The organism is Streptomyces sp. KL116D (assembly GCF_030766975.1).
GTDB lineage: Bacteria > Actinomycetota > Actinomycetes > Streptomycetales > Streptomycetaceae > Streptomyces > Streptomyces longispororuber_A.
This window is the reverse complement of sequence record NZ_JASERH010000136.1, coordinates 338,487-361,322: the sequence shown is the minus strand read 5'-3', so window position 1 is coordinate 361,322 and position 22,836 is coordinate 338,487. Positions and strand designations below refer to the sequence as shown.

At 68.7% G+C, this 22,836-nt stretch carries 23 protein-coding genes; 11 read left to right on the top strand and 12 right to left on the bottom strand.

All coding sequences use genetic code 11. The features are described 5' to 3' along the window. Positions 1–52: 52 nt before the first annotated feature. Complete coding sequence (locus tag RBJ77_RS50275) at positions 53–559, bottom strand: Asp23/Gls24 family envelope stress response protein (RefSeq protein ID WP_372351065.1); 507 nt, start codon at positions 557–559, stop codon at positions 53–55. A gap of 264 nt (positions 560–823) precedes the next feature. On the opposite strand from RBJ77_RS50275, the gene RBJ77_RS50270 reads away from it, so the two are divergent. From RBJ77_RS50270 to RBJ77_RS50260, 3 genes are read left to right on the top strand one after another with little or no spacing between them, the layout of a single operon-like run. Then, positions 824–1,408, top strand: coding sequence for an RNA polymerase sigma factor (locus RBJ77_RS50270; protein ID WP_372351064.1), 585 nt, complete (start codon positions 824–826; stop codon positions 1,406–1,408). Then, positions 1,405–2,022, top strand: coding sequence for an Asp23/Gls24 family envelope stress response protein (locus RBJ77_RS50265; RefSeq protein ID WP_372351063.1), 618 nt, complete (start codon positions 1,405–1,407; stop codon positions 2,020–2,022). The genes RBJ77_RS50270 and RBJ77_RS50265 overlap by 4 nt, the downstream gene beginning before the upstream one ends. Then, positions 2,022–2,369, top strand: coding sequence for a hypothetical protein (locus RBJ77_RS50260; protein ID WP_372351062.1), 348 nt, complete (start codon positions 2,022–2,024; stop codon positions 2,367–2,369). The genes RBJ77_RS50265 and RBJ77_RS50260 overlap by 1 nt, the downstream gene beginning before the upstream one ends. 152 nt (positions 2,370–2,521) lie before the next feature. Here RBJ77_RS50260 and RBJ77_RS50255 read toward each other — a convergent pair whose 3' ends face one another. Beyond that, entirely contained in the window at positions 2,522–3,478 is a 957-nt protein-coding gene (locus tag RBJ77_RS50255; protein ID WP_372351061.1) for a zinc-binding dehydrogenase, read from the bottom strand. Between the two features lie 468 nt (positions 3,479–3,946). Between RBJ77_RS50255 and RBJ77_RS50250 the strand changes: the two genes are divergently transcribed. The 5 genes from RBJ77_RS50250 (at position 3,947) to RBJ77_RS50230 (ending at position 8,813) form a co-directional block, all read left to right on the top strand. Continuing rightward, a complete protein-coding gene (locus RBJ77_RS50250; protein WP_372351060.1) occupies positions 3,947–4,285 on the top strand; it encodes a PadR family transcriptional regulator in 339 nt (112 codons plus the stop codon). Further along, a complete protein-coding gene (locus RBJ77_RS50245; protein WP_372351059.1) occupies positions 4,282–5,172 on the top strand; it encodes a hypothetical protein in 891 nt (296 codons plus the stop codon). Before RBJ77_RS50250 ends, RBJ77_RS50245 begins: the two co-directional genes overlap by 4 nt. A 242-nt stretch (positions 5,173–5,414) precedes the next feature. Continuing rightward, positions 5,415–6,641 (top strand): acyltransferase family protein, encoded by a 1,227-nt coding sequence (locus RBJ77_RS50240; protein WP_372351058.1) that lies wholly within the window; start codon positions 5,415–5,417, stop codon positions 6,639–6,641. A 216-nt stretch (positions 6,642–6,857) separates the two neighbouring features. Then, positions 6,858–7,973: a hypothetical protein gene (locus RBJ77_RS50235; RefSeq protein ID WP_372351057.1), complete on the top strand. Its 1,116-nt coding sequence runs from the start codon at positions 6,858–6,860 to the stop codon at positions 7,971–7,973. Between the two features lie 321 nt (positions 7,974–8,294). Beyond that, the gene (locus RBJ77_RS50230; RefSeq protein WP_372351056.1) at positions 8,295–8,813 is read left to right on the top strand and encodes a hypothetical protein; all 519 of its coding nucleotides are present in this window, start codon (positions 8,295–8,297) and stop codon (positions 8,811–8,813) included. 768 nt (positions 8,814–9,581) lie between these two features. Here the strand turns inward: RBJ77_RS50230 and RBJ77_RS50225 are convergent. Beyond that, the gene (locus RBJ77_RS50225) at positions 9,582–9,767 is read right to left on the bottom strand and encodes a hypothetical protein (protein WP_372351055.1); all 186 of its coding nucleotides are present in this window, start codon (positions 9,765–9,767) and stop codon (positions 9,582–9,584) included. A 355-nt stretch (positions 9,768–10,122) separates the two neighbouring features. Between RBJ77_RS50225 and RBJ77_RS50220 the strand changes: the two genes are divergently transcribed. Next, a complete protein-coding gene (locus tag RBJ77_RS50220) occupies positions 10,123–10,422 on the top strand; it encodes a transposase (protein ID WP_372351054.1) in 300 nt (99 codons plus the stop codon). A 151-nt stretch (positions 10,423–10,573) separates the two neighbouring features. On the opposite strand, the gene RBJ77_RS50215 is transcribed toward RBJ77_RS50220, so the two are convergent. From RBJ77_RS50215 to RBJ77_RS50185, 7 genes are all read right to left on the bottom strand, one after another. Next, complete coding sequence (locus RBJ77_RS50215; protein WP_372351053.1) at positions 10,574–10,894, bottom strand: hypothetical protein; 321 nt, start codon at positions 10,892–10,894, stop codon at positions 10,574–10,576. A 747-nt stretch (positions 10,895–11,641) separates the two neighbouring features. After that, positions 11,642–12,019 carry a VOC family protein gene (locus tag RBJ77_RS50210; RefSeq protein ID WP_372351052.1) on the bottom strand — a complete coding sequence of 126 codons (378 nt, stop codon included), beginning with the start codon at positions 12,017–12,019 and terminating at the stop codon, positions 11,642–11,644. A gap of 174 nt (positions 12,020–12,193) precedes the next feature. Then, complete coding sequence (locus RBJ77_RS50205; RefSeq protein WP_372351051.1) at positions 12,194–12,703, bottom strand: DUF4334 domain-containing protein; 510 nt, start codon at positions 12,701–12,703, stop codon at positions 12,194–12,196. Between the two features lie 112 nt (positions 12,704–12,815). After that, positions 12,816–13,856 (bottom strand): porin PorA family protein, encoded by a 1,041-nt coding sequence (locus RBJ77_RS50200; RefSeq protein WP_372351050.1) that lies wholly within the window; start codon positions 13,854–13,856, stop codon positions 12,816–12,818. Between the two features lie 154 nt (positions 13,857–14,010). After that, positions 14,011–15,234 carry an oxygenase MpaB family protein gene (locus RBJ77_RS50195; protein ID WP_372351049.1) on the bottom strand — a complete coding sequence of 408 codons (1,224 nt, stop codon included), beginning with the start codon at positions 15,232–15,234 and terminating at the stop codon, positions 14,011–14,013. A 946-nt stretch (positions 15,235–16,180) separates the two neighbouring features. Further along, positions 16,181–16,909 (bottom strand): response regulator, encoded by a 729-nt coding sequence (locus RBJ77_RS50190; protein WP_372351048.1) that lies wholly within the window; start codon positions 16,907–16,909, stop codon positions 16,181–16,183. After that, the gene (locus RBJ77_RS50185; RefSeq protein WP_372351552.1) at positions 16,906–18,129 is read right to left on the bottom strand and encodes a sensor histidine kinase; all 1,224 of its coding nucleotides are present in this window, start codon (positions 18,127–18,129) and stop codon (positions 16,906–16,908) included. Before RBJ77_RS50185 ends, RBJ77_RS50190 begins: the two co-directional genes overlap by 4 nt. Positions 18,130–18,475: 346 nt before the next feature. Between RBJ77_RS50185 and RBJ77_RS50180 the strand changes: the two genes are divergently transcribed. After that, a complete protein-coding gene (locus tag RBJ77_RS50180; protein ID WP_372351047.1) occupies positions 18,476–19,753 on the top strand; it encodes a glycosyltransferase in 1,278 nt (425 codons plus the stop codon). Positions 19,754–19,998: 245 nt separating this feature from the next. Here the strand turns inward: RBJ77_RS50180 and RBJ77_RS50175 are convergent, their stop codons facing one another. Next, positions 19,999–21,051 carry a phytanoyl-CoA dioxygenase family protein gene (locus RBJ77_RS50175; RefSeq protein ID WP_372351046.1) on the bottom strand — a complete coding sequence of 351 codons (1,053 nt, stop codon included), beginning with the start codon at positions 21,049–21,051 and terminating at the stop codon, positions 19,999–20,001. Positions 21,052–21,631: 580 nt separating this feature from the next. Here RBJ77_RS50175 and RBJ77_RS50170 point away from each other — a divergent pair. Beyond that, complete coding sequence (locus RBJ77_RS50170; RefSeq protein WP_372351045.1) at positions 21,632–22,318, top strand: SMI1/KNR4 family protein; 687 nt, start codon at positions 21,632–21,634, stop codon at positions 22,316–22,318. Between the two features lie 65 nt (positions 22,319–22,383). Here the strand turns inward: RBJ77_RS50170 and RBJ77_RS50165 are convergent, their stop codons facing one another. Beyond that, entirely contained in the window at positions 22,384–22,827 is a 444-nt protein-coding gene (locus tag RBJ77_RS50165; RefSeq protein ID WP_372351044.1) for a zinc-binding dehydrogenase, read from the bottom strand. Positions 22,828–22,836 lie beyond the last annotated feature (9 nt).

Here is a 22,836-nt window from a genome sequence, read left to right as displayed (position 1 = left end):
TCGGCAGACCTGGACGGCCTTCGCCTCTGCGGTCTGTCGGTACGTCCGACCTCTACTCCACGCGGTTCTCCGCTCCCGGCGCGTCGGCGTCGTCCTCGGGCAGGTGGACGTCATTGATCGTGACGTTCACCTCCACCACCTCCAGGCCCGTGATGCGTTCCACGGCGGAGATCACGTTCTCCCGTACGTCGCGGGCGAGATCCGCGACCGGGACCCCGTACTCGACCACCAGGTCGATATCGATGGCCGTCTGCCGCTCGCCGACCTCGACCTTGACTCCTCGGCCGACGTTCGGCCTGCCGCCCGGCACCCGGTCGCGCACGGCGCCGATGGTGCGCGACAGGCCACCGCCCATGTCGTGGACCCCCGGAATCTCCCGGGCGGCGATGCCGGCCACCTTCACCACGACGACGTCAGCGATGGAGGTCTTGCCGCGGTCGGAGGCAGGTTGGCCGGCCCCTGCCGCGCCGGTGGAGACCGCCGTCGTCCGGTCCGTGCCGCCGGTCCGGTCGGTCGGGATGCTCTTGGCCGTCGGAACACTCTGTGTCTGCGTACTCATGGCGAGTCCTTCTTCCTGGAGTGGTCGGTTGCCCTTACCTCTGTGGACCCGCCCCGGATGCGTCTGTGACGCGTGAGCGTGAAGAATTCTCCGAACGCGTCGGCGCCTCGTTGGAGTGAACGGTCACGACGTGGCGGCCATGCCCCGGGCCCCGTGCTCCGAAGGGAGCGGGCATGCCCGCCCGGCGCCGATTTCCCGGAAGCGCGTCACAGGCATCGACGTGAGTGTGTCCAACTGTCAGAACGCGACGAGAGGAGCCACCCAGTGGCGGGTGTCCGCAGACACACCGGGCCGCCGGACACCCGGAGCCCCGGCGACGACGGGTTGTTGGCGATCCGGGCCGCGGAGGGGGACGAGGATGCCTTCGCTGTGCTCGTGCAACGGCACGCACCGTCCTTGATCCGGCTGGCCACCCGCCTGCTCGGCTCGCGAACGGAGGCCGAGGACGCCGTGCAGGACGCGTTCATCAGCGCGTGGCGGCGGCTGCCCGAGTTCCACGGCACGGCCTCGTTCGGCACCTGGACGTATCGCATCGTCACCAACCGCTGTCTGAACGTGCTGCGCGCCCGCAAGCCGGTCGCACCGCTGGAGACGGCGGGGCAGGTACCCGCACCCGAGCACGCGGTCTCACCGTCCCGGATCACTGAGGCCCGGGACGCCGTACGTGAACTGCGGGAAGCCCTCGATCTGCTGTCGGCCGAACAACGCGCGTGCTGGGTGTTGCGTGAACTGGACGGCAGACCGTACGACTTCATCGCGGACGCGGTCGGAATCAGCCAGGAGGCTGTCCGGGCGCGTGTCTTCCGTGCACGACGATGCCTGACTCAAGCACTGGGGGCCTGGCGATGACCGCTCACACCGACCCGCCCAACACACCCTCCGACGGTACCGAGGACGAGCAACTGCCATGTGGTCGCCTGCTGTCGGAGGTCTGGGCCGCGTGGGAGGACCAGGCGGACGACCCGCACCTGCACGCATGCGCGCACTGCGGCGCGGCCGTGCGCGACCTCGACCAGTTGCAGTCGGCGATGGGTGGCCTGCGCGAGGAGTCCTGGGACGGCGTGGTCCCGGACGCGGCTTCACTGACCCGCAGGGTCATGGATGTCGTCCGTCTGGAACTGCGTCCTGGTCGTCCGCTGCCTCTCGGAGAACCGGACGAGGACCTGTGGGTCATGGAGGCAGTCGCCGCGCGGAAACTGCGCGCGGCCGCGGAGCAGGTGCCTGGGGTGCGGGCCGGATCGTGCCGCCTTCGGCTCTCGCCGGAGCAGGGCGACTCCGTGGTCGAGGTCCGCATGGAGATCCATGCGCCGTCCGGCGTCGCCCTGGCCGCCCTCGCCGACGACGTACGCACACAGGTCCGCCAGGCGGCGGACCGCGACCTGGGCATGCCCGTCGCCTCCGTGGACATCCGTGTCACCGACCTCATCGACAGCTCCACCGACCACCAGGAAGGTCGCGACTGATGACCAGGACCTCAACTCCCGCCTCCCTCGTCGAGGACATCGCCCGCGCCGTGACGGATGTGCCCGGGGTGGCCTTCCTCAAGCCGGATCTGGCCGGGCGGCTGCGGTCCGCCCTGGCCGCGCCGGAGCGGACCGGTCATACGGCAGTCCCGTCCGGGGTGCGCCTCGCCCGTCCGCAGGACCCCGACGGCACGTGGCACGTCGACATCAAGCTCGTCGCGTACAGCCGGACCCGCGCGGTGGACGTGGCGCGCGCCGCTCGCCGGGCGGTCACGACCTGCATGGCGGCCTCCACGCCGGGGAACGGGACGGTCCGTGTCACGGTCACTGTTACGGGAGTGATCTGAGTGGCGGTGCGTACGGAGATCTGCCGGACGAGCTCGGCCGGTTCCAGACTGCTCGCACGCGCCTGATCAGGTGGGCCGTCGACGCTGTGTCCGGCCGTTGCCCCGGCCGGCACGTGCGATCCCGTCTCGTTTCCCAGGGCCGGGCAGGCGGATCAGTCGTCGTACATGGCGATGAGACGGCCGACGACACCGCCTTCGCGCAACTGGTCGAGACCGTCCGGGATCTTGTCGGGGGTGATGGGGTTGAGCGGCGGATTCAGTTCGCCCGAGCGCATCAGGTCGTACAGCTCCTCCAGGTCCTGCTTGGTTCCTGACTTGGAGCCGAGGATCTGCAACTGCTTGAGGATGACACTGTTGGTGCTGATGGTGGACTCCAGTCGGCCCATGCCCACCTGCACCAGGGTGCCGAATTCCCCGAGGGTTTCGATGGCCTGGGCGGTGGTGGTGCCGAACCCCGCGTAGTCGACGATGAGTTCGAGGTTCTTGTCGGTGAACTCGGTGATGGACTCGGCGACCTCGACGAGGCCGATCTCGGCGGCCAGTTCACGGGTGGCGGGATTTGTCTCCGCCGCGTACACCTTGGCTCCCTTGAGGACCGCGACACGGGCACCGATGTAGCCGAGGCCACCGAGACCGATCACGCCGATCCGCATGCCCTTCTTCGCGCCACCGCGGGTGACCATGGCGTGGTACGAGGTGAGGCCCGCGTCAGTGGCCATGGCGCCGAGTTCGAAGGAGACCTCGTCGGGGAGGCGCACGAGATTGGCGTCGGTGGCGCGGATCCTCGGGCCGTAACCGCCGTCCCAGGCGCCGTAACCGATGGCGTCGCCGTCGGGCATCATCGGGGAGAGCCCGACCCGGTCACCGATCTTCCAGTGCTCCATCCCCTCGCCGACTTCGGCGATGATTCCCGCGTTCTCGTGACCGAGCGTCATGGGGATGCGGGGGAACAGCGCCATCCAGCCAGGGTCGTCGAGGGCGCTGACGTCGGAGTGGCACAGGCCTGCGGCCTTGACGTCGACCACGACCTCGCCCGCTCCGGCGGTCGGTGGCCGTACCTCCTCCTGCGTCAGCGGCTTGCCGGTTCCGTGAAAGCGCCAGGACTTCATGGTGTCGGTGTCCGTTCCTGTGGATGGCGTGTTCGTCGCGTGTGACCGGTTCGCGGCTGTCGGGGGCGCCCATGGTCGAGGACCGTGTCGCCGTCCGTGTCCGGCGCGGACGTACAACTGGACGATTGCCATCCTTGTCTGTGCGTTCGCGAAGGGCAACCGGTCGCATGTGGGCGGTCGGTGTCGGGCAGGGCTGTCGCGCTTCCGTGCTGTGGCGGGCTCATGGAGGCAGTGAGGACACGGCTGAGCGCAGTGCCGTAGGCGCAGGTCACCGGGCAGCGAGCTTGTCCGGCTGGCGGTCGAAGAGGTGGCCGATCTGCCCGATCCATCCTTGGGCTGTGTCGGCGGGGGCCGGGCTGATGGCGGTGCTGCGCAGATCGTCGTCGTCAGCACTGTCTCCAGCGTTGCCTGGCCGGAACGAGGCACCCCCCGTCCGACATATGTCGGTGACCGACGTATGCTGTTCTCATGACTGACCGTGCGATGCAGGAACCGACCCTGCTTCTCCTCACCGCGCTCGCAGACGAGCCACGTCACGGCTACGCGATCGCGCGTGAGGTGGAGGCGATCTCCAGCGGCCGGGTGAAGATGCGGACCGGCACGCTGTACGGGGCGCTGGAACGCCTCTTGCAGCAGGGACTGATCGAAGTGCACAAGGAGGAGGTCGTGGACAGCCGGCTGCGGCGCACTTACACCTTGACCTCTCCCGGCCGTGCGGCCCTCGCCGCCGAAGCCGAGCGGATCGCCGCCACGGCGCGCGAGGCCGCTCGGCGCCTGAACATCTCCGGCAAGGCGGCCACCGCATGAACCCGGTTCTCCTGCACCTGTATCCCGCGAGCTACCGCCGGGCATTCGGCGACGAGATCGCCCAGTCCTACGGCGAGGCGACCGAGGGAGCGGGATGGCGTGCCCGCCTCCACGAATCCACCGACGTCGTCACACACGCCCTCCGGGTACGCCTGGGCGTCAGCTCCGCCCGGCCGGGCGGACAGTTCTTCGCCGCCATCACCCCCTTCGCCCTGGCGGCAACGGCCGCGTACGCCGCGTTCAATCTCATCGGCACCACCTCCGACTGGTATGTCATGGACACCGGGAGTGTCGGTCCGCTCGTGACCCTGCTGAACGTCTGCTACCTGCTGACACTGATCGGCACGGTGACAGCGCTGGCAGGGCGCCACCTTCTCGGGGTGCTGTGCTCGCTCGCCGGCGCAGTGGGCAGCTCGCTGGCTTTCCTCTTCCCGGTCTGGCGAATGCCGCTCGATCTGCACTGGCACCTCGTGGGATTCCTGGTCACACCGATCCTGATCGGAGCGCTCCCTCTGCTCTGCCCGCCCGATCTGCGCCCCGCGCCCCGGGTGCGCACCACGGCAGGGGTACTCTCCCTGGCCGTATGGGCCGTCCTTGTGGTGGCCGCTGTCACCGTGATCGACCCGCTCGGGATCGGCCTGCTCCTGCCCTGGAGGCTGGGCATCCCGACAGCCGCGGCCCTGTTCCTGGTCGGCCGACGGTCCTTCGCCCAGATCCGCACCACAGGCCGGCTGGCCGGCGCAGCCGCACCGTTCATCGCCACCTTGTACTTCTCCGGCTACGCGCAGAACGACGACGTTCTCTCGGCCGTCGGAGCCCTGGCGGTCACGGCCGTGGTACTGCGGCTGTACCGCCGTACCGGGTCCAACACGGTGAACCCGGCCTGACCACGGGAGAGTTCGCCGACCGCGAGTCATCTGCATCGGGGGACGACGGACGGGCAACAACGATCGCCGTCCCCTGAGCCGGCCCGAACGCACGTGGCCGAGCACCACCACGGCGCCGGCCATTCTGCTCATGCCCTGCCCTGCCCTGCACGCAGCCAAGGGGCTGTTTCGGCATGCCTTCCTCATCCCTTTTCCCCTACCGGCGACGTTCGTCGATCGGCTCTCTTGCCACAGGAGTTCCCATGTCCGTGCCCCTACCCGAAACCGGCGGCAGCCCGCTCACGCCGGGCCAGGAGGACGGGCAGCCACGGTCCCGCGATTCCGCCAAACGCGGGCGCCTGGCCGCGGTCGACGGCCTCCGGCTCCTTGCGGCAGGAGCCGTAGCCGCCTACCACTACCTCGGCACCCCGACCCCCCGATTCTGGGGCAGCGACTACGAACTGGCCCAGGCCGCACCGCTCCTCCACGCCGTCAGCAGCTACGGCTGGCTGGGCGTCGAGGCGTTCTTCCTGGTCAGCGGATTCGTCATCTGCATGAGCTGCTGGGACCGAAGCCCGGCGCAATTCGCTGTCTCCCGCATCGCGCGGCTCTTCCCTCTGTACTGGGCCGTGGTGCTGATCATTGTCGCCGCGGGGACCGTCACCGTGCTCCTCGGACAGCGATCAGGAGCACCCACAGACCTGCGCACCACTCTCGGCAACCTCACCATGATTCCCAGCCCGCTCGGTCTGGACTTCACCGACGGGGTCGCATGGACGCTCTGGGTGGAAGCCCGCTTCTACCTCCTCATGGGCGCCCTGCTCCTGATCGGCCTGACCTACCGGCGCGTCATAGCCTTCTCATTCCTGTGGCTGCTCCTGGCGTCCATCGGCCGAGAGCTCAACTCGGCCGCCCTCGACGAAATCCTCCTCAGCCAGTACGCCGGGCTCTTTGCCACCGGTATCGCGCTCTACTTGATGCACCGTTTCGGGCCCAACTTGCTCCTGTGGCTCCTGGCCGGCTTCGCCTGGTGCTACACCCTGACCGTCCTGGACGACCGCGTCGCCGGCCACGCCGACTCCAACTGGGCGGTCAGCGCCGCCGTCCTCACCGGCTTCCTCGTCCTGCTGGCCCTGGCCGGACCAGGGCCGCTGCGCCACATCCAATGGCGGTTCCTCGTCTACGCAGGAGCCCTGACCTATCCCTTCTACTTGGTCCACCAGAGTCTGGGCATCCCTGTCGCCCGCGGCATCCTCAAGGCCGCCCCTGGACTCGGCCTCCTGCCTTCCGTTGCTCTGGGGCTTCTCGCCTCCATCCTCTTGGCCGCCGCGTTGAACGGGCTGATCGACCAGCGACTCGCCACCCCGTTCCGTCGCCGTCTCACCGCCGCACTCCATCCCACCGGGACCGAGCCGCACCCTGCACACCCCATGCCCGCCGACACGTCCACCGACGAGCACTCGATGGCAATCCCCCATCCAACGCGCTGACTGGCTGCCCGCCTGCGTGCACGGCATCGACACAGCCCTGCTGCCGCCGTTGTGACGGGAGTTGGCGGGGTGACGGAATGGATCTGGGATGACTGAAACCGTGCGTGCCGGCAGGGCATCTGGCGCGTCTGCGCGTTGACCGCGTCGCTCTGTGACGTTTGCATGTCCGTGGTTCTCCGTATGGGGTACCGAGGCAGAAGGTGTCTGGGGGGAAACATGCAGAGACGTATGAAGCGGGTTACAGCAAGACGCGGGCGGGTCGCGGCGAGCGCGGCGGCCGTGGTCTGTGTGATCACGGCGGTCCTGCCCGGAGCGGCCTGGGCCGGGCCCGCCGACGGCGCGATCGGGGCCGGCGCCGACGTGGTCGGTGTCGAGAGGGTCAGCGTCGCGGCCGACGGCACCCAGGCCAACGACGATTCCGCCGAGGTGTCGATCACGCCGTCCGGTGACCGGATCGCCTTCTCCTCGTACGCGAACAACCTCACCCCCGGGAACACGGGACGGAACGACCGGGTGTTCGTCCGCGATCTGGCGACGGGGCAGAACCAGCAGTTCGGCGGGCCCGCGATGGCGCCGCCCATGCTCAGCAGCGACGGGCAGGTTCTCGCCTATCTGGCACCCAGGTTCGACCACATGGCCCTCTATCAGAACCACCTGAGCCTGGGGTGGTCGTCCTCCTACACCTGCTCGCTCAACAGCTGCGAGGCGTCCATGGGCGCGAGCGAACGCCATCAGGCGTTCAGTGTCAGCTTCAGGTACCCGGAGCAGAATCAGCGCGTCGAGGTCCGCCGACCGGACACCGGCGAGCTGCAGACCGTCGACATCATCCACAACACCGCATCGATCCGGCCGTCCCTCAGCGGCGACGGAACCCGTCTCGCCTACCAGGACGGCGGCGAGCAGGACATCCTCCTGTGGGACTGGGCCGACAACAACGTGACCTACCCGATCGAGGGCCCGGACAGGGCGGCCGAGCTCGTGCAGCTCAGTGACGACGGCAACAAGATCGTCTACCTCTCGGGCGCAGACACCTACGTCCACGACATCGCCTCCGGCACCGACCTCCAGGTACCCGGAGTGAAGGGCGTCGCCATCGACCCCACCGGCCGCTACCTCCTGCACACCCCGTCCGGTACGACCGGGCCGGCACCGCTGACGCTGCGCGACCTGCAGACGGGCACCGACGAGACCGTCACCGACCGCCCCGCCACGGCCGAGATCGACTCGGTCAGCGCCGGCGGGCGCCATGTGGTCTTCCGGTCCACAGCCGAGGACCTCGTCCCCGACGACACCAACGGCAAAGCAGACATCTTCCTGCGCACCCTGCGCTGACCACCTCGGCCGCTGATTCGCACTTGAAAGATCCCCTGCTGGCCTAGGGCCGGGCGGGTTCCCAGGCAATCCCCGAACGCAGCATCTGGCCTTGGACGGGCGGTGTCGCCAGAACAAGATCGCTCCTCAACTTCTGAGGGGAATGCCGCGGCGACTGGGGGGAGGGGCCGTGGCTTACCCCCCGCTCGCCGGTGTGACCCAGCGTCATAATTGGTCGGCGCGAGCACGGCGGATGGGCTCGACCGTAGGCCGCGGTGCGGGACTTCGGACGGTACGACACCTGTCCCGACGAGTGTCGTACCTCGCTCATATCATCGCTCGATGACCTCTTACGAAGGCACTCATCCCACCGTTCTCGTCCAAGTCGGCGACCAGCACGCACAGATCGACGAACAGCTCGCCCCCACGATCCAGGCGATCTGGGAGTGCGGGTTCGACACCTTCACCTGCTGCCAGGACATCGGCGAGAGCAACGCGGGCTGGCCGCAGAAGCTGCCGCACATGCGGGAGTGGGTGGAGTCCCGGCGCGGCTGGATACTCATCGACTTCCCGGTCGACAGCGGCCTCGCGTTCCTCTCGGCCGTAGCGAACGCCGGCCCGCGGGACGCGTTCTACGTGCGGATGACGCACTGGGCAGCTCCCGACGCGTGGGACGTGAAGGTCAAGCCGATGGACGTGGCAATGTTCAAGGAGGAGCTGCCATCGCGGTTTCGTCTCCAGCTGCTCCAGATTAGTTTCCCGGCGTACGACCTGCCGGAACTGACTCGGCGCCTGCGCGAGCACGCCGCCGGCCACTCGGTACCGCCCGCCCCCACCGACTGGACCACCGTCGGCCGCTAGGGTGCCCACTCGGACGCACTGTTCAACTGGCAGACCAGAACGCTCAGTCACAGTGACGGCGAACCCTGAGCATCGCCGTGGAGGGTGCCGCCAGCGGCTCCGGTGCCGTGATCCCCAGTCACGCCGAGATCAGCTCATGTCGGTCAGGCTGCCTTCTCGAGCCGACGTGAACGCTCCGGGAACGCGCCCGCCACGACGAAGCGAGCGCCTAGCTCAGGACCTTTCCGGGGAGTGCTGGACACGCGGTAAGAGTGGCGAAACAGGAGTCGCCGACGAGCGGCATCCCCAAGGGCAGCGCATCTGTGTGGGTGAGGCGCAACGCTCAAGTCGTTGTAGTCGGGGCAGCCGGATTCGATGAATAGCCGGGCAGGAGGGTGAATACGAGGAGGTAGGCAGCGTGCCGCACTTTGCGCGCACCCACGGCAATAGATCATCGGCCGCTATGTGTGAACATCACATCAACCGAAGGGCGGGCGTCAGCTCGCACGGCATCCGCACCGCGCTCCTGGGGATCATGTCGACCGTGGCCATCGGCTGCGCGACGGCTCCAGCGGCGGCGGTCGCGACGGCACCCGCGCCGATGAGCGCCTCCCCGCAAGAAGTGGTGCAACCCCGTGTGCACGCGACCACGTCCGGGTCGCCGATGAGCTCCGGCGACCCTGACGGGCAGCGGCCGGCCGAGCAGTCGTCCGGCTACGGTGATACCGGCTCCGGTCACGACGTCGGGGAGTACGGCGACTCCGGGACCACCGACATCGGGGACAACGGTTACGGGGACACCGGGTACGGCATGGAGGAGACCCCCTCCACCTCGCCCTCGCCGTCGACGACCTCCTCGGTGGCCCCGCCGGTCTTCCAGTCGCAGTCCGCTACTCCGCCGGCCCCCTCGTCGACGACGTCACCGTCCGCGTCACCGCGCGTATCCGCGCCGCCGTCGTCCCCAACCTCGACCACCCCGACCCCGCAGCAGCCCGGAGCATCCCAGTCCGGCCCGCCCAGGGCCGAGTCCTCTCCTCCTGCGCAACTGGCGAAGACCGGGGGGAAAGCCGCCAGCTACTTGCTCGCCGGTTGCGCGGCCGCGCTGATCGCCGTCGGCTGTCTGTGCCGGGCCATTGTGCATCGGCGCCGCTCCTGACACCGGAGCAACGGGCCCGGGCCTATTCGCCCCGCCTCTCGGTTCTGGCTCCTCGATGGATGGGACCACGACGACACGGGTGCGGTGCTGGCTGCGCAGGGCGGCGAGGGGGTGTCCCGATCGGCTCGCCGCCTGCTACACGAGGTCAGCGGTCCCGGCTCATCAACGCGATCCGTGAGTATCGAGGCCCCAAGGACGAGCCGAAGGGCTTCGGGGCGGAACTTCCACGACCTGGTCGTCCGCGCCCGTATTCAGCTCCGTGGCCCGATCGTGCCGGTCTGGGCCAACGTCCGCCTCCACCTGACCGCAGACATCAAGGAGTTCATCGACGCGAACGCCGAGTGGCTCACCGTGTTCAAGCCGCCGGCCTACGCTCCCGATCTGCATCCGCAGGAGGGGATCTGGTCGCTGGTCCGCGGCGACATACCGGCAACCTCGCCGCCGCCGACCTCGACCAGATCACCCGGGCGGTGAAACGCCGACTCCAAGAAAGCCAGTATCACCCGCTGTTGGTGGATGGTGGATGGCTGCTTCGCTGACACCGACCGTCACTTCGCGGTTGGCAAGCACAGGATCGTGGAGCAGCCGTCCGGCGGCACAGTAATCCTGAGCCCACGTCACGAGTTCAGGTTGAGTGGTCGAGACGGTGCAAGCCTTCTTCCCACCGCCGTCTCCGCTCCGCCTTGCTCTGCTGCCACCATGCCGGTGTGCCTCGCTCTCCGAGAGCGACCTTCGCGGCGTGGACCCGCTCGCGCGCGGCACGCTCCGCTGCGGTGTCGTTCTCGCGGAGCGCGACACCTACCGCCCGGCGAGCGGCCATGAGATGCGAGCGCAGTCGCGCCGCGATGTCGTCGGGCACGGTTGGATCGGTGGCTCGCCACTTGCGTCCGCGGATCACCACGTAGTGGCCGTCCGGGGTGTGTTCGGGTTCGGGGCTTCGGCTCACGTTCGAGGTATTCCATGGGTACGGCGTCCGCGAACCAAGGGCCCAAGGCCGTGCGGCGGCCCTGGCTGGAGGGGGGAGTCCAACCAGGGCCGCACGAGGTGGCGCGCGGAGGGCGGTCGCCTCTCGGCGAAGGGCTCCATGGGGCTTCAGCCGAACGATCGTCCCCATGGGCTATAGGTGAGGCCCGGGGACACTGTCCCCTCCGCAGCCACAGTCAGTTGAACGACAACCTGTACGCAGATGTCCCGAGGTAGTGCCCCGCCCCCGGGTGACCTGTGGCACAGCGCATGGGCTCATGATCGGGCGGCCGCGCGCGGTCAGTCGGCCTCGACCCGGCCCCCGACCCCGGGCCGGAAGATCCGTCATCCGCGCGGAGTCCAGGACCGCATCGCCAAGCGCCCGGTGGCCTCCGGCGAGTCCGGCTCCGGTCTCTCGAGGCAAGGACAAGCTGGTCGCCGACCGGTGCGGCGGCACCCAGGGCACCTCGGCCGGCGCCCACCATCAGACGGTGGCCCGGACCACGGGTGTGCCCACCACCGGAGCTCCGACTCGCTGGCTGCGGAACCTGCCGCTCGAACAGATCGTGCTCACCGCGTTCGCCCCTCCGCACCTCCAGCTCGGAAGGGGACCTTCGGGACTTCCCCCGCAGTCTGCGGTCCAGGGCCGACCTCACAGCGATCACGTCCGCCGCGCCATCGCATGCACGCCGGCATGGGGCAGGCGCGAAGCCTCAGCGTGGCTTCTTAGCTACTGCGCAGCGTTGTTGCTGTTGGGAGGATTGAATACGCAGAACTCGTTGCCCTCCGGGTCGGCAACGACGATCCAGCGAAAGCCGTGTTCGCCGAGTTCTTCGGAGAGTCTCGTAGCGCCCAGCTGTTCGAGGCGGTTGACCTCGGGCATCAGGTCTGTGGTGCCGAAGTCGAGATCAAGGTGCATGCGGTTCTTGCCCTGCTTTGGGTCTGGGACCTGTTGCAGAAGAAGAGTCGGTGCAGGAGCAGGCCCGACCAAGCTCAGGTAGGGAGGTCCGTGGAAGCCGCGCTGGTAGTCCAGCGGTGCGAGCGCGCCGAGCCAGAATTCGGCTTGCGCTTCGGTGTCGACACAGTCCAGGGTCACAACGATCTGCATGACGGAACGGTAGGGGGCTCAGCCCGCCCTGACGATCTAATTTTCGGTAGCCCCGGGGCGATGACTGACGTCAGAACAAACCGACATCGCAAACTGTTCTTCGGGTAACCGCATCCCGGCGGGCATGTTCCGTAGCCTTCGCCGGGCGCGATCACCAACGCATCCTCTTGCGCCTCACGCGCTGTCGTTGGGCTCCTGAGCAGCGTGGGCGGTTGCGGGGTCGCGTTCCAGGAAGAAGTAGTAGAAGGGGCCGTGCAGCGGGACCTCCTTGCCGTTCATGATTCCCATCAGGGTGGTGTCGTCGACCCGCTTGAAGTGGTCGAGCACCGGCCTGCCGTCGTAGACCATCGTTGCGGTCGACTCGCCGCGGAACTCGACGGTCCACAGGCTGGCTTCGCCCATGCCGAGTTCGAGGTTGGAGTACAAGCGGCCCTCCGCGTCTCGACAGATCAAGGGCTTGGCGTCCTGCAGCGTGTGGAACGTCTTCCCGTACCAGCCAGCCTTCGCGAGCATGCCGTTGAGCGGGTGGCCGGTGTCGAACTCGCCGCCCTTCCACTCGCCGAGGATCTCCTCGGGCCGCACGGTGGCCAAGGCGGCCCAGATTTCGTCGAGTTCGGCGGCCTCGACCGGACCTTCGGTCTCGCGCAGCGACCGGAAGCGGGTGCGCGCTTCGAACTGGTTCATGCGGTGTGTCCTGTTCTGGGTGTCGAGCCGCGCGGGCAGCTCGGGGGTGGTTGAGACCGAAGTTCTCTGTTGGTCGCGTGTGCAGAGGGCGGCTGCGGCGAGCCGGTCCGGGTCAGGAGGCCGGCGTCCCGGCTGCATCGAGGGGCTGTTCCTCCCGGGAGGGTTGGGCGGCGACGGGGCGGCGGGCTCGCCAGACCGCCGTCGCCGCCAGCACGAGGGCGAGGATGAGGAGACCCAATGGACCGGCGTCCCTCAGGAGCCACAGCAGTCGCCCTGTGTCGGTGGCGGTGTCGGCCTGGTTCTGAACCGTTGAGTTCGTCGCCCGGACGTTCACGTCGGTCACGGGAAAGAGCGTGAGCGGGCCGTCCGGGCGCTCGGTCCGGGCAGTCACGGTCCGGTGGAGTGTGCCGTCAATGGTCAGTCCGGTGGCGGTGTCGATCCAGGCGCGTTGTGCGGTGGTCGAGCCGTAGGTGAGGGGGACGGTCTCGGGCAGCGCGGCCAGCGCGGATGCGGAGGGCCGCTGGTCTGCGGGCAGTGCGCCGGCCACCTTGACGACGACGGCTCGCGGCAGGGACGGGGGGAGGCTCTTCGCGACGGCGGGATCGGCGAGTCGCCCGGTTGCCGACACGTCGTACACGTAGGTGTCCCTGCCCTCCACGGTCTTGTCTCCCGTGTACTTGGCGGTCACCGTCTTGCGGGTACCGGTGTCCCAGAACGGGTAGTCGCGACGGTGCGGTTCCAGCGGCCAGCCTACGGCGAGGCCTGTGTGGTCCTGGGCCCCGGAGCCCTCGGGGGCGGGGCGTTCGGTCAGGTCGCGCCGGTCCAGCGCCCAGACGTTGGCGGAGGCCGTGAGTTGCTTGCCGTCCGGGCCGCGCAGTGACGCGTCGTCGTGCACGACCGCGGTCCGCCCGCTCGTGTCGCTCACCTCGACGTGCCGGGTCATCTTCACCGGCACGTCCTGGAGGAACAGGTCACCGCTCCCGCCGCTCAGCGCGGGGGAGTTGAGCAGGGTGGCCGTGCCCTGGAGCCGGAACGTGGTCTCACTGTCTGCCGGTATCTGATGCAGGGCGGGATAGATCGTGAACCGTGTCACGGCCGATGCGGCCACCAGGACCACTGCTGTACCGCCGAGGATCCAACCTCGTTTGCGCATTGCCGTTCCTCCCGGCTGGGGCTTGTGCGGATCAGACCGCGCTCGGTGCTGATGCGGGGTACGGGGTGGTGCCGGGGGCAGTTGGGGCCGGCTGCCCCCGGCACTCTGGTCACCCCGGGGGCGCCGCAGTCCGGCGTCCGCGGGGGAGTTGCGCTCAGGACGGGCGGTTCGTGTCCGGGATGCTGATGGCGATCGGCTTGGCCTCGCCGAGGAAGAGCAGGACGAACTGGCGGATCGCCTCTTCCAGCGTCCAGGCGATGGACGGGATGACGGGCAAGGAGATCAGGCCTTCGCGGAACGCGACCAGCAAGGGCCAGGCGGCTGCGATCAGCGGCTCCAGGACGGGCTCCCTGGACAGCCCGATCATGTCCCCGACCCGGTCGCCGAGCGTGTACCTGGCGAAGGCGCTGATCAGGGGACGAGTGAGGCCGAGATCCAGTTCGGCCACGATGTCGAGGAGGACCTCGGTCAGTGCCTGCCCCTCGTCACTCGCGGCCAGGATCGGGTCCAGGACCTGTGCGGACTGGGCGTTGGCCGCGTCCCACGTGGCGGGGATGTACTCCTGCCGCACGCCGAGCATGGCGGCGCTGACCTGCCACACATGCAGGTAGGCGTCCGAGTCGGCCGTGCTGATCCGCACGCGCCAGTCCCTCATCCGCTTCATGACGAATGTGGCCAGGCTGTGCCAGGTGACGAGGATGTCCGCCTGGCTGATCGGTATGGTCTGGCCGCCACTGGTCTGCGTCCACCCCGGAGACTGGGGCAGCAGATGCCGTACGGCGGCGTGCACCATCCGGGTCTTCACGCACGTCACGATCATCGAGCCCGTCGGCCGGTAGGCGTCCAGGTCCCCGATGTCGTAGCCGAGTCGCGCGGTCTTGGCGATGCGGTCCTTCATGTCCGCGCCGCCCTTGGAGTAGTACACCGCTCGGGCCTCGCGGGGTATGGCGGTGCTCATCATGCCGCTGCCGAGACCGTACAGCGCCCCGACGTAGATCCCCTTGGTCTTGCTGAACTGGGAGCCGCGGTCGAGCTTCGTGCGGTCCGCCCAGGTCGGAAGCTTGCGGGCCTGCTCCATGAAGTCCCGTACGTCCGAGGGGAGTTCGGTGGGCAGGGGCTGGTCGTTGCGGGTCCACTTCGCCAGGGCGGCATTGACCTTGGCCACGTCGCCGCGGTCGATGACGGCCGCCAGTACCGGGTCCGCCTCGTCGTCCCACACCCACTCGGGGTCCAGGCCGGCGCCCGCGCCCGCCACGGAGCTGGCCGCCGGCCAGGTCCACAGGGGCCGGGCGCCGGCCGGTGAGGCCATGCTCAGCGCTCCGACGGCACCCAGGGCTCCGCCCGTCAATAACATCTTCCGTCTGCTCAACCCGTCCATTGCGCGAACTCCTTCTTGGGTGCAGGTCGTTGGAAGCGAGGAGTGGATCGCGGAAGCCTGCCATCAGGCGCCCCCGCGCGCCTGATGTGGACCCCTGAACGAGTCACCCCACGCCGGGCAGTGCGTGACCGCAGCTTGCGGAGCCTTCGAGACTCTGAATTGACTTACTGGCTCCGAGATGGAGCCAGCCAGGAGAAACTGCACACCTGACGTAGGAAGATGCGCATTCTGATCACTGTCGAGCTGATCGAGCGATGTGATTTCTCATTAACATAGCGAGGTCTGTCACCCTCGGCAATGGTGATGACGAGGCTCCGCATCTCTTCTCGTGGGACCGCGCGGGGGCCCTTCGCCTTGTCCGGCAGACCGCAGCCGCGGTCCGCCCTTCGACGAAGGCCCCGGCCTCCGGCGTACGGGACTGCCCAGGGCCTGTTCGACGACATCGCGACGGCCCTTGAGGTGGGTGCGGCGGATCGTGTCCGGCTCCCTGACAGTCGGCGGCCGGCCGCTGATAGAGCGCCCGAAGGCCGCGCCCTGGAAAGAGACCGTGACCGAACAACAGCTGGGCGCCCGCGCGGCGAACACGCCGGTCCTGCCTTCCCGCAGTCGTCTCGACGACGCGGGGCCTTGCACGCTGGGCGTGCAGCTCACCGCCGACTGGCATCAGAAGGGTTCCGCGGTGAAGCGCCCCACCAACCACCTGCCCGGCCACATCATCGCTACCGCCGCGACCGGAACCGCGGGCGCGCCCTGGCTCGGGGATCGCCGGGTGCCCTCATGCGCGGTTTTGGCGAGCAGCGGTCCGTTCCGCCGCTGCGGCACACGGGCGGCCTGTTCCTGGCCTTCGTCTCCGTCGGCGTCACACTGGCCGGTCCTGTGCGGGCCTGCTGACCGAACTGTCCGCGGGTGGGGTCGCCCGCGCGAGGCATCGCCCTCGTGCTGCTCCTCACGGCAGCAGGCGGTGGCGCGCGGCCGTCGCCACCGCAGCCGCCCGGGTCTGCACCTCCAACTTGGTGTAGATGCGGCCCAGGTGGGACTTGACCGTGGCCTCGCTCAGGAACAGGGCGCGCGCGATCTCGCGGTTGGTGAGCCCGCCGACGAGCTGGCCGAGGATGTCCCGCTCGCGTTCGGTGAGGGAGGGGCCCGGGTCACGGATCCGGGACACCATCCGGTCGGCGACCGTCCCCGACAGCACGGGGCGTCCGGCGGCCGCGTCCCGGATCGCGGCGAACAACAGCTCCGGTGGCTCCGCCTTGAGCAGGTAGCCGGTGGCGCCGGCCGCCAGGGCGCGGGTGATGTCGGCGTCCGTGTCGAACATGGTGAGGACCAGGACCCGCGGTACCGGTCCGCCCCGCTCATCGGGTCCGGCAGCCATGGAGGCCATCCGGCGGATGGCCGTCACCCCGTCCATGCCGTCGCCGAGCTGCAGATCCATGAGAACCACGTCCGGCCGCAGACGCGTGGCGGCCGCCAGCGCGTCCTCTCCGCTCGCTGCCTCGCCGACGACATCGATTCCCTCGGTGCTGTGGAGCAGCGCCCGCAGTCCCGCGCGCACCACGGCGTGGTCGTCGCAGAGGAGAACACGGACGGGGGCTGTCCCGCCACCGGAGTCCGAACCAGCCGGCTCGGATCCCTCGGTGTTCTGTCCGTGTTCGCGGCTCTCGGCAGGTCTCACGGTGTCGCCTCCTCTGCCTTGAGCGGTGTTCGGGTGGTCGTGTCTTCTCGCGTCGCGAGGGGCACGGACATCGTCACGACCGTCCCCTCGCCGGGTGCCGACTCGATGCGGAGCGTTCCGCCGGTCTGCCTCGCCCTCATCTCCATGAGGGCGAGGCCGTGGCCGCGTGTGCGGGCCTCCCGCCGGCGAGGGGCGCGGCCCGGTTCGAAACCGCGGCCGTTGTCGGCGATGTCGACGCAGAGGGAGTCCTTGGAACAGGTCAGGGTGATGACCGCCCGGGTCGCTCCCGAGTGTTCGCGTACGTTGGCGAGCGCGCCCTGACTCACGCGCAGCAGGGCCGTCTCGATCTGCTCGGGAAGATCTCCGGGTGTGCCGTCCAGCCGGAACTCGACGGCCGGGCCCGGCGCGGTCTCCGCGTCCGGCGGTGGCCCGCCGGGTGGCACGGCGAGTCCCCGCAGCGCATGCACCAGGGTGTGCCCGTCGAGGTCGAGCGGGGTCAGGTCGCGGACGAACCGGCGCGCTTCGGCCAGCGCACGGCCGGTGCCCGCCAGGGCTTCGCGGACGTGTTCCTGCGCGGTGTCCGGCGCCGTGCGCCACTGCCGGTCAGCGGCCTGCAACAGCATCTGCTGACTGGACAGACTCTGCGCGAGGATGTCGTGGATCTCCGCCGACAGCCGCTCCCGTTCGGCCAGGGCGCCTGTGTGCCGCTCGTTCGCGGCCAGTTCACCGCGGGCGCGGACCAGGTCGTCGATCAGCAGGCGCTGCCGGTCCGCCAGGCGCCGGCTGTGCAGCAGAACAGCCGCGGCGACGATGCCCAGGGCCACCGGCGCGATCACCAGGTTGGGGTTGAACGGGCCCGTCGCCACGCGTAGTTCGGACGCGACCATCAGGAGCGTCAGCAGCGCGGCCAGCGCCACCGCGACCTGCCCCGGCAGCCGGAGCAGACCGGTGAAGAGCAGCGGCAGGGTGCACCACGTCGCGCTGGGTTCGAGGACGAGCAGGACCAGCCAGACGGCAACCACCCCACCGAGGCGGAGGAGGTACCGGGTGGTGGGCCGCTCGCCAAGTCGCGGGGCAGGGGCCCATATTCGTCCGCTCAGATGGAGCAGCCCGAAGAGGACAAACAGTCCGAGGCTCCAGCCGGTGTGGGCATCCGGCCCGTCGTGCGTCAGCAGGCGCGTGATCGAGCCGGCGAGGAGCAGGACGAACGCGGTCTGCATGGCTGCCGTCAGCCACCACGCGTCGGGATCGGAGCTCCCCAGGCCCGCGTCATGGTGCTCAGTCACTGATTGATCCTCTTCCTGTGCGCGCCCTGTCCACGGGTCCCTACTCACCACATCTACCGCTGTCTCCGCCCCAGCACATCATCCGAACGGCTGCAGTTCCCATGGCCCTCCTGCGCCCCTGGACCGGGACCCTTCGCCCGAAGCGGCGCGGACGCGCCGCGCACGAGACTGCCGGGAGACCCAGGACGCGCGTCGCACGACGCGGCGAAGTCCCCTGTCCCGAAGCGGACTTGGGCGTCATCCGTTCAAGATCCCTCGCCCCTCACGAAATGTCTCGCGCATGCGCATTTGCTTCCTCATCCACAACGCCTACGGCATCGGCGGCACGATCAGGACGACTTTCAACCTCGCCACGGCACTGGCCGAACAGCACGACGTGGAGATCATCTCGGTCTTCCGGCACCGCCGGGTGCCGTTCATGGGCGCGCCCCCAGGGGTGAGGCTCACCCCTCTGGTCGACAGACGCGCCGCCTCTCCCGACTACGACGGCGACGACCCCCGGTACGCCCAGCGCGCCAGGGTCTTCCCCCGCGCCGACGGCCGCCACCACCAGTACAGCCGCCTCACCGACGAACGCATCGGCCGGTACCTGTCGGGCCTGGACGCCGACGTGGTCGTCGGGACCCGGCCCGGCCTGAACGTGCACATCGCCCGGCAAGCGCATCCGGCTGCCGTGAGAGTCGGCCAGGAGAACCTCACCCTGTCGGGTTACGGACTGCGCATGCGCCATGAGATGCGCCACCGCTACCCGTCGCTGGACGCGCTCACCACCGTGACCGAGGCCGATGCCCATGCCTACCGGCAGTTGAACCTGCCGGGGGTGAGGGTGGAAGCGATACCGAACAGTGTTCCCGCCCCATCCGTGCAACCGGCCGACGGCACCGCCAAGTTGATCGTGGCCGCGGGCCGACTCACCCCCACGAAGCGATACGACCTCCTCGTCACGGCATTTGCCCAGGTCGTCGCCGCCCACCCGGACTGGCAGCTGCGGATATTCGGCAACGGCGACGCCACCGGTGACACGAAACAGTCCCTGACCGCCCTGATCCGTGAACTCGACCTGAGCCGCAACGTCTTCCTCATGGGCAAGGTGAACCCACTCGAACCGGAGTGGGCCAAGGCCTCCATAGCCGCCTCGGCCTCCGCCAAGGAGTCGTTCGGCATGACCATCGTCGAAGCCATGCGCTGCGGTCTGCCCGTCGTCTCGACGGACTGCCCGGTCGGACCACGCGAGATCATCGCGGACGGCGTCGACGGACGCCTGACGACCTCCGGTGACGTGGACGGCATCGCGGCCGCACTGCTCGAACTGGTCGGTGACGACGAACTGCGACGGCAGATGGGTGAGGCAGCTCTGCGGAACTCGGCCCGCTTCGACCCGGCGCGCATCGCCCAGCGGCACCTGGACCTCTGGACCGACCTGCTGCGCCGCGGCCCCGTACGACGCCCACCCGGCGCCGTACGCGACGCCGCGCACCGCGCTCTCACCCGCTCGTTCGACGCGGCACATACCCTGCGCTCCGCTGCGGGCGGTGTACGGAAGATGAGCAAGCAGTAGCAGGCCGCCGCACCGAAGGAGCGCGACCAACACCCTCCATATGAATCCTTGCCCGTCGAGTCCCGTCGAGTCCCGTCGAGTCCCGTCGCGGGCCGTCGGCCGTGGTCGTCAGACGAACTTGGGAACGCTCGATTCAGCGTGTATCGGCCATGGCTGATGCGGTAGGCGAGTTCGGCTGGGACGTGTCGACGGACTCGACCGTACGCAGCTGGCGAGACGGTGACCTCGCCGTGAGCCGCCTCCGGTCAGAGGCCGTCCTGGTCATGCCAGTGGTTCTGCCAGCGCCGGTCGACCGGCTGGGCCGCGGGCTGGTAGCGGATGTCGGTGGACAGACGGAACACGCCGTCGGAGTCATGATTGTCGAGCGACGCGTGGATGATGTGCGCGTTGTGGATCATGACGTCGCCCGCCGTGAAGTCGGTGACGAGCCAGCGTGAGTCGTATGCGTTGGCAAGGGCGGGCAGGTCGGCGGTGAGGGACGCAGCCGGGCGCTTGAGCGTGCCCTCCGCCTCCTGTCGGAGCGTCACGTGATGGCTGCCCTCGAGGTAGATGAGAGGGCCGCGACTGACTGGGATGTCTCCCAGCGGAATCCAGGCCGACACCACTCGGTCCGTGCCCTCGCGGAGGTAGACCAGGTCGTAATGGGCCTGGGTCGCCGTTCCGATCCCGGCCTCGTCCGGGGCGACATGCCGGATGATCTTGCGGCGGTGGAGGTGCAGATCCTCCTCTCCGAGCAGCCAGCGGAAGAAGGCGACCAGTCGTGGATGACGACAGAGCGCCTCGTACTCCGCGCCGGGTACGACTTCGTTGAAGAGGGTCGCCCGCAGCCGCCCCCGGTCGACGCACCCGGGGTCGGCGGCGATGCCCTCGCCGGGATCGCTTCCCTGCCGGGTCAGTCCGCTGCTGGACAGGGCGGAGAAGTAGTGCCGGCGGAAGTCCAGCACGCTCGTTCTGTCGAGGAAACCCGGCATGTAGAGGTAGCCGTCCTGCTCGAAGCGGGCCAGTACGGTCTCCCGATCATCCAGTTCTTCGGGTGTGACCGGTTTGAGGGGGCCCAGCCGATCGGCATCGAGTTCGTAGCCGTTCGAGGTCAGCGGGTGAAGGGTGTCGGCCCGGTCTGAGGTGTTGTTCATGGAGGTCATCCTGGTGACGCATGCGTCCGGGCGGCCATGCATGAATTCCGCATGCTCTTGGACTTTCTGACTCCATCGTCGAGCTGTGACGTGCCAAGCCGCCGCCGCATTCGCCCACATGCTCTCGACGCTTGTCGGCGGCCGGCCGTCCTCGTCTATCTCCATGCGGAAATGAACCTTCACGTGGCCGTCACTGCTGTTCTTCAGCGAAGCGGATCCTGCTGGGGGTCTTCCGCCGCCTCGGCACGACGGGTGAAGACATCGAGCGGTTCAGGATGGTGGCTTGGGACATCCCGCCGTGGGCAGCCTTGTTGAGAATTCGCGAGCTGTTGCAGCACGGCGAGACGAAGGAGCGGCCAAACAGGCCTCCGAAGCGAGGCTTGTTGAACGGGACGTGCGCGGCCCGTCTGAGGACCCGGCACATCTTCGGAGACCCCTGATGCGACATGAAATCGAGTGTCGTACGCCGCTGAGGACCTCCTCGCTCTGGAGCGGTAACGCTGACAACGCTCATTGATTCCGTGTGGCCCGTGCTGTTGAAGCCCCGATACCTCACGCCTGCGAACCTGCCAAGCCACGGTCTGCCTCTACGACCAGCGCTCATTCCCACGCCAGGAATGAGGCCGCGTCACCACTGCATCCCCCGAATCATGCCGCCCTTTGCCCTTGCTCCTGCTCCGGCCGGTGGCGGCGGGTGTCGGTGGCGTCGGCTAGTGTCCAGCAGGCCATCGACAGGGGAGGCCGAGTGGGCACACAGAGCAACTGGTCCGGGGTCCGTGAACGTGTGATCGCGATAGAACTGGCCGGGCGCCGAGCCCGCGGCTGGAGCCGGCCGGATGACCAGCCGGTCTTCGAGCCGGTTCTGACGGCCGCCGAGATCGCTGAGGTCGAGGACCAGTACGGTGTCGAACTCCCCGAGGAGTACCGCACCTTCCTGGCCGAGGTCGGTGCGGGCGGGCCCGGTCCGGAGCACGAACTGACATCCCTGCGACGGATCGACGGGCAATGGGCGTGGGTCTGGGGGACCCATGACGTACCCCTGCGGCCTGACCCGAGCGGGCCGTTCGTCGAGTCGGAACACTGGCGCGACAGGCAAGCATCAACGCTTCGTGCCGCCGGCTACGAGCCCACCACCCCTGACGAGGAGGACGACTACTACGACGACTACCTCACGGCCTTCGGCGAGGCGGGCGAGAACCTCTGGTACCTGGATCGCGTTCGGGGTGCGGTCCAGATCAGCGACAACGGATGCGGAATGACCGGCTGGCTCATCCTCGTCGGACCACACCGCGGCGAACTCCGCGACCGGGACTGCGCGGACAACCCTCCGTTTGAACCGTACGCTGACGCGCACGGCATGCCCCACACGTTTCGCAGCTGGTACCTGGACTGGCTGCAGCGGCGCGAGAACGAGATGGATGCGGCACACTGAACGACTCCGCTGGACGAGGGGGTCGGTGGGCGAACCGGCAGTCCGCCCACCGTGCTGTGCCGGCGTCACCCCACACGCAGCAGAATCTTGGTCCCGGCTCCCGCACGCAGCCGGTGGATGGCCTCCACAGCATCGTCGAGTTTCATCACCTCGACCCAGCCGTTGGTGTCGTACTCGCCCGCGGACATACACCCGATCACACCGTCAAACTCTTCGGGCCGGTATCCCAGGGACCCCAGCAACTCGAACTCGCCCATCATGATCTCGTTCGGCTGGATCTCGAACGGCCCTTCGTGCCCCGACTGCAAGATCACCCGGCCGCCGGGAGCGAGGTTGGCCAGGCCGCTACGGAGCGCCGCACCGGCACCGGCAGCGTCATGGAACACATCGACACCATCCCCTCCCGTCAGGCCCGAGACCACCGCTTCGAGATCCTCGCCGACGGGATCTACGACATGCGCCCCGAGCGCCGCGATCTTGCCCCGACGCTCAGCGTTGGGCTCGGACACCACAATGTG

Coding starts and splice junctions, on each gene's coding strand:
- RBJ77_RS50275 (WP_372351065.1), bottom strand. CDS start 559: ATGAGTACGCAGACACAGAGTGTTCCGACGGCCAAGAGCATCCCGACC.
- RBJ77_RS50265 (WP_372351063.1), top strand. CDS start 1,405: ATGACCGCTCACACCGACCCGCCCAACACACCCTCCGACGGTACCGAG.
- RBJ77_RS50260 (WP_372351062.1), top strand. CDS start 2,022: ATGACCAGGACCTCAACTCCCGCCTCCCTCGTCGAGGACATCGCCCGC.
- RBJ77_RS50255 (WP_372351061.1), bottom strand. CDS start 3,478: ATGAAGTCCTGGCGCTTTCACGGAACCGGCAAGCCGCTGACGCAGGAG.
- RBJ77_RS50250 (WP_372351060.1), top strand. CDS start 3,947: ATGACTGACCGTGCGATGCAGGAACCGACCCTGCTTCTCCTCACCGCG.
- RBJ77_RS50245 (WP_372351059.1), top strand. CDS start 4,282: ATGAACCCGGTTCTCCTGCACCTGTATCCCGCGAGCTACCGCCGGGCA.
- RBJ77_RS50240 (WP_372351058.1), top strand. CDS start 5,415: ATGTCCGTGCCCCTACCCGAAACCGGCGGCAGCCCGCTCACGCCGGGC.
- RBJ77_RS50235 (WP_372351057.1), top strand. CDS start 6,858: ATGCAGAGACGTATGAAGCGGGTTACAGCAAGACGCGGGCGGGTCGCG.
- RBJ77_RS50230 (WP_372351056.1), top strand. CDS start 8,295: ATGACCTCTTACGAAGGCACTCATCCCACCGTTCTCGTCCAAGTCGGC.
- RBJ77_RS50210 (WP_372351052.1), bottom strand. CDS start 12,019: ATGCAGATCGTTGTGACCCTGGACTGTGTCGACACCGAAGCGCAAGCC.
- RBJ77_RS50205 (WP_372351051.1), bottom strand. CDS start 12,703: ATGAACCAGTTCGAAGCGCGCACCCGCTTCCGGTCGCTGCGCGAGACC.
- RBJ77_RS50200 (WP_372351050.1), bottom strand. CDS start 13,856: ATGCGCAAACGAGGTTGGATCCTCGGCGGTACAGCAGTGGTCCTGGTG.
- RBJ77_RS50195 (WP_372351049.1), bottom strand. CDS start 15,234: ATGGACGGGTTGAGCAGACGGAAGATGTTATTGACGGGCGGAGCCCTG.
- RBJ77_RS50185 (WP_372351552.1), bottom strand. CDS start 18,129: ATGCAGACCGCGTTCGTCCTGCTCCTCGCCGGCTCGATCACGCGCCTG.
- RBJ77_RS50180 (WP_372351047.1), top strand. CDS start 18,476: ATGCGCATTTGCTTCCTCATCCACAACGCCTACGGCATCGGCGGCACG.
- RBJ77_RS50175 (WP_372351046.1), bottom strand. CDS start 21,051: ATGGAGATAGACGAGGACGGCCGGCCGCCGACAAGCGTCGAGAGCATG.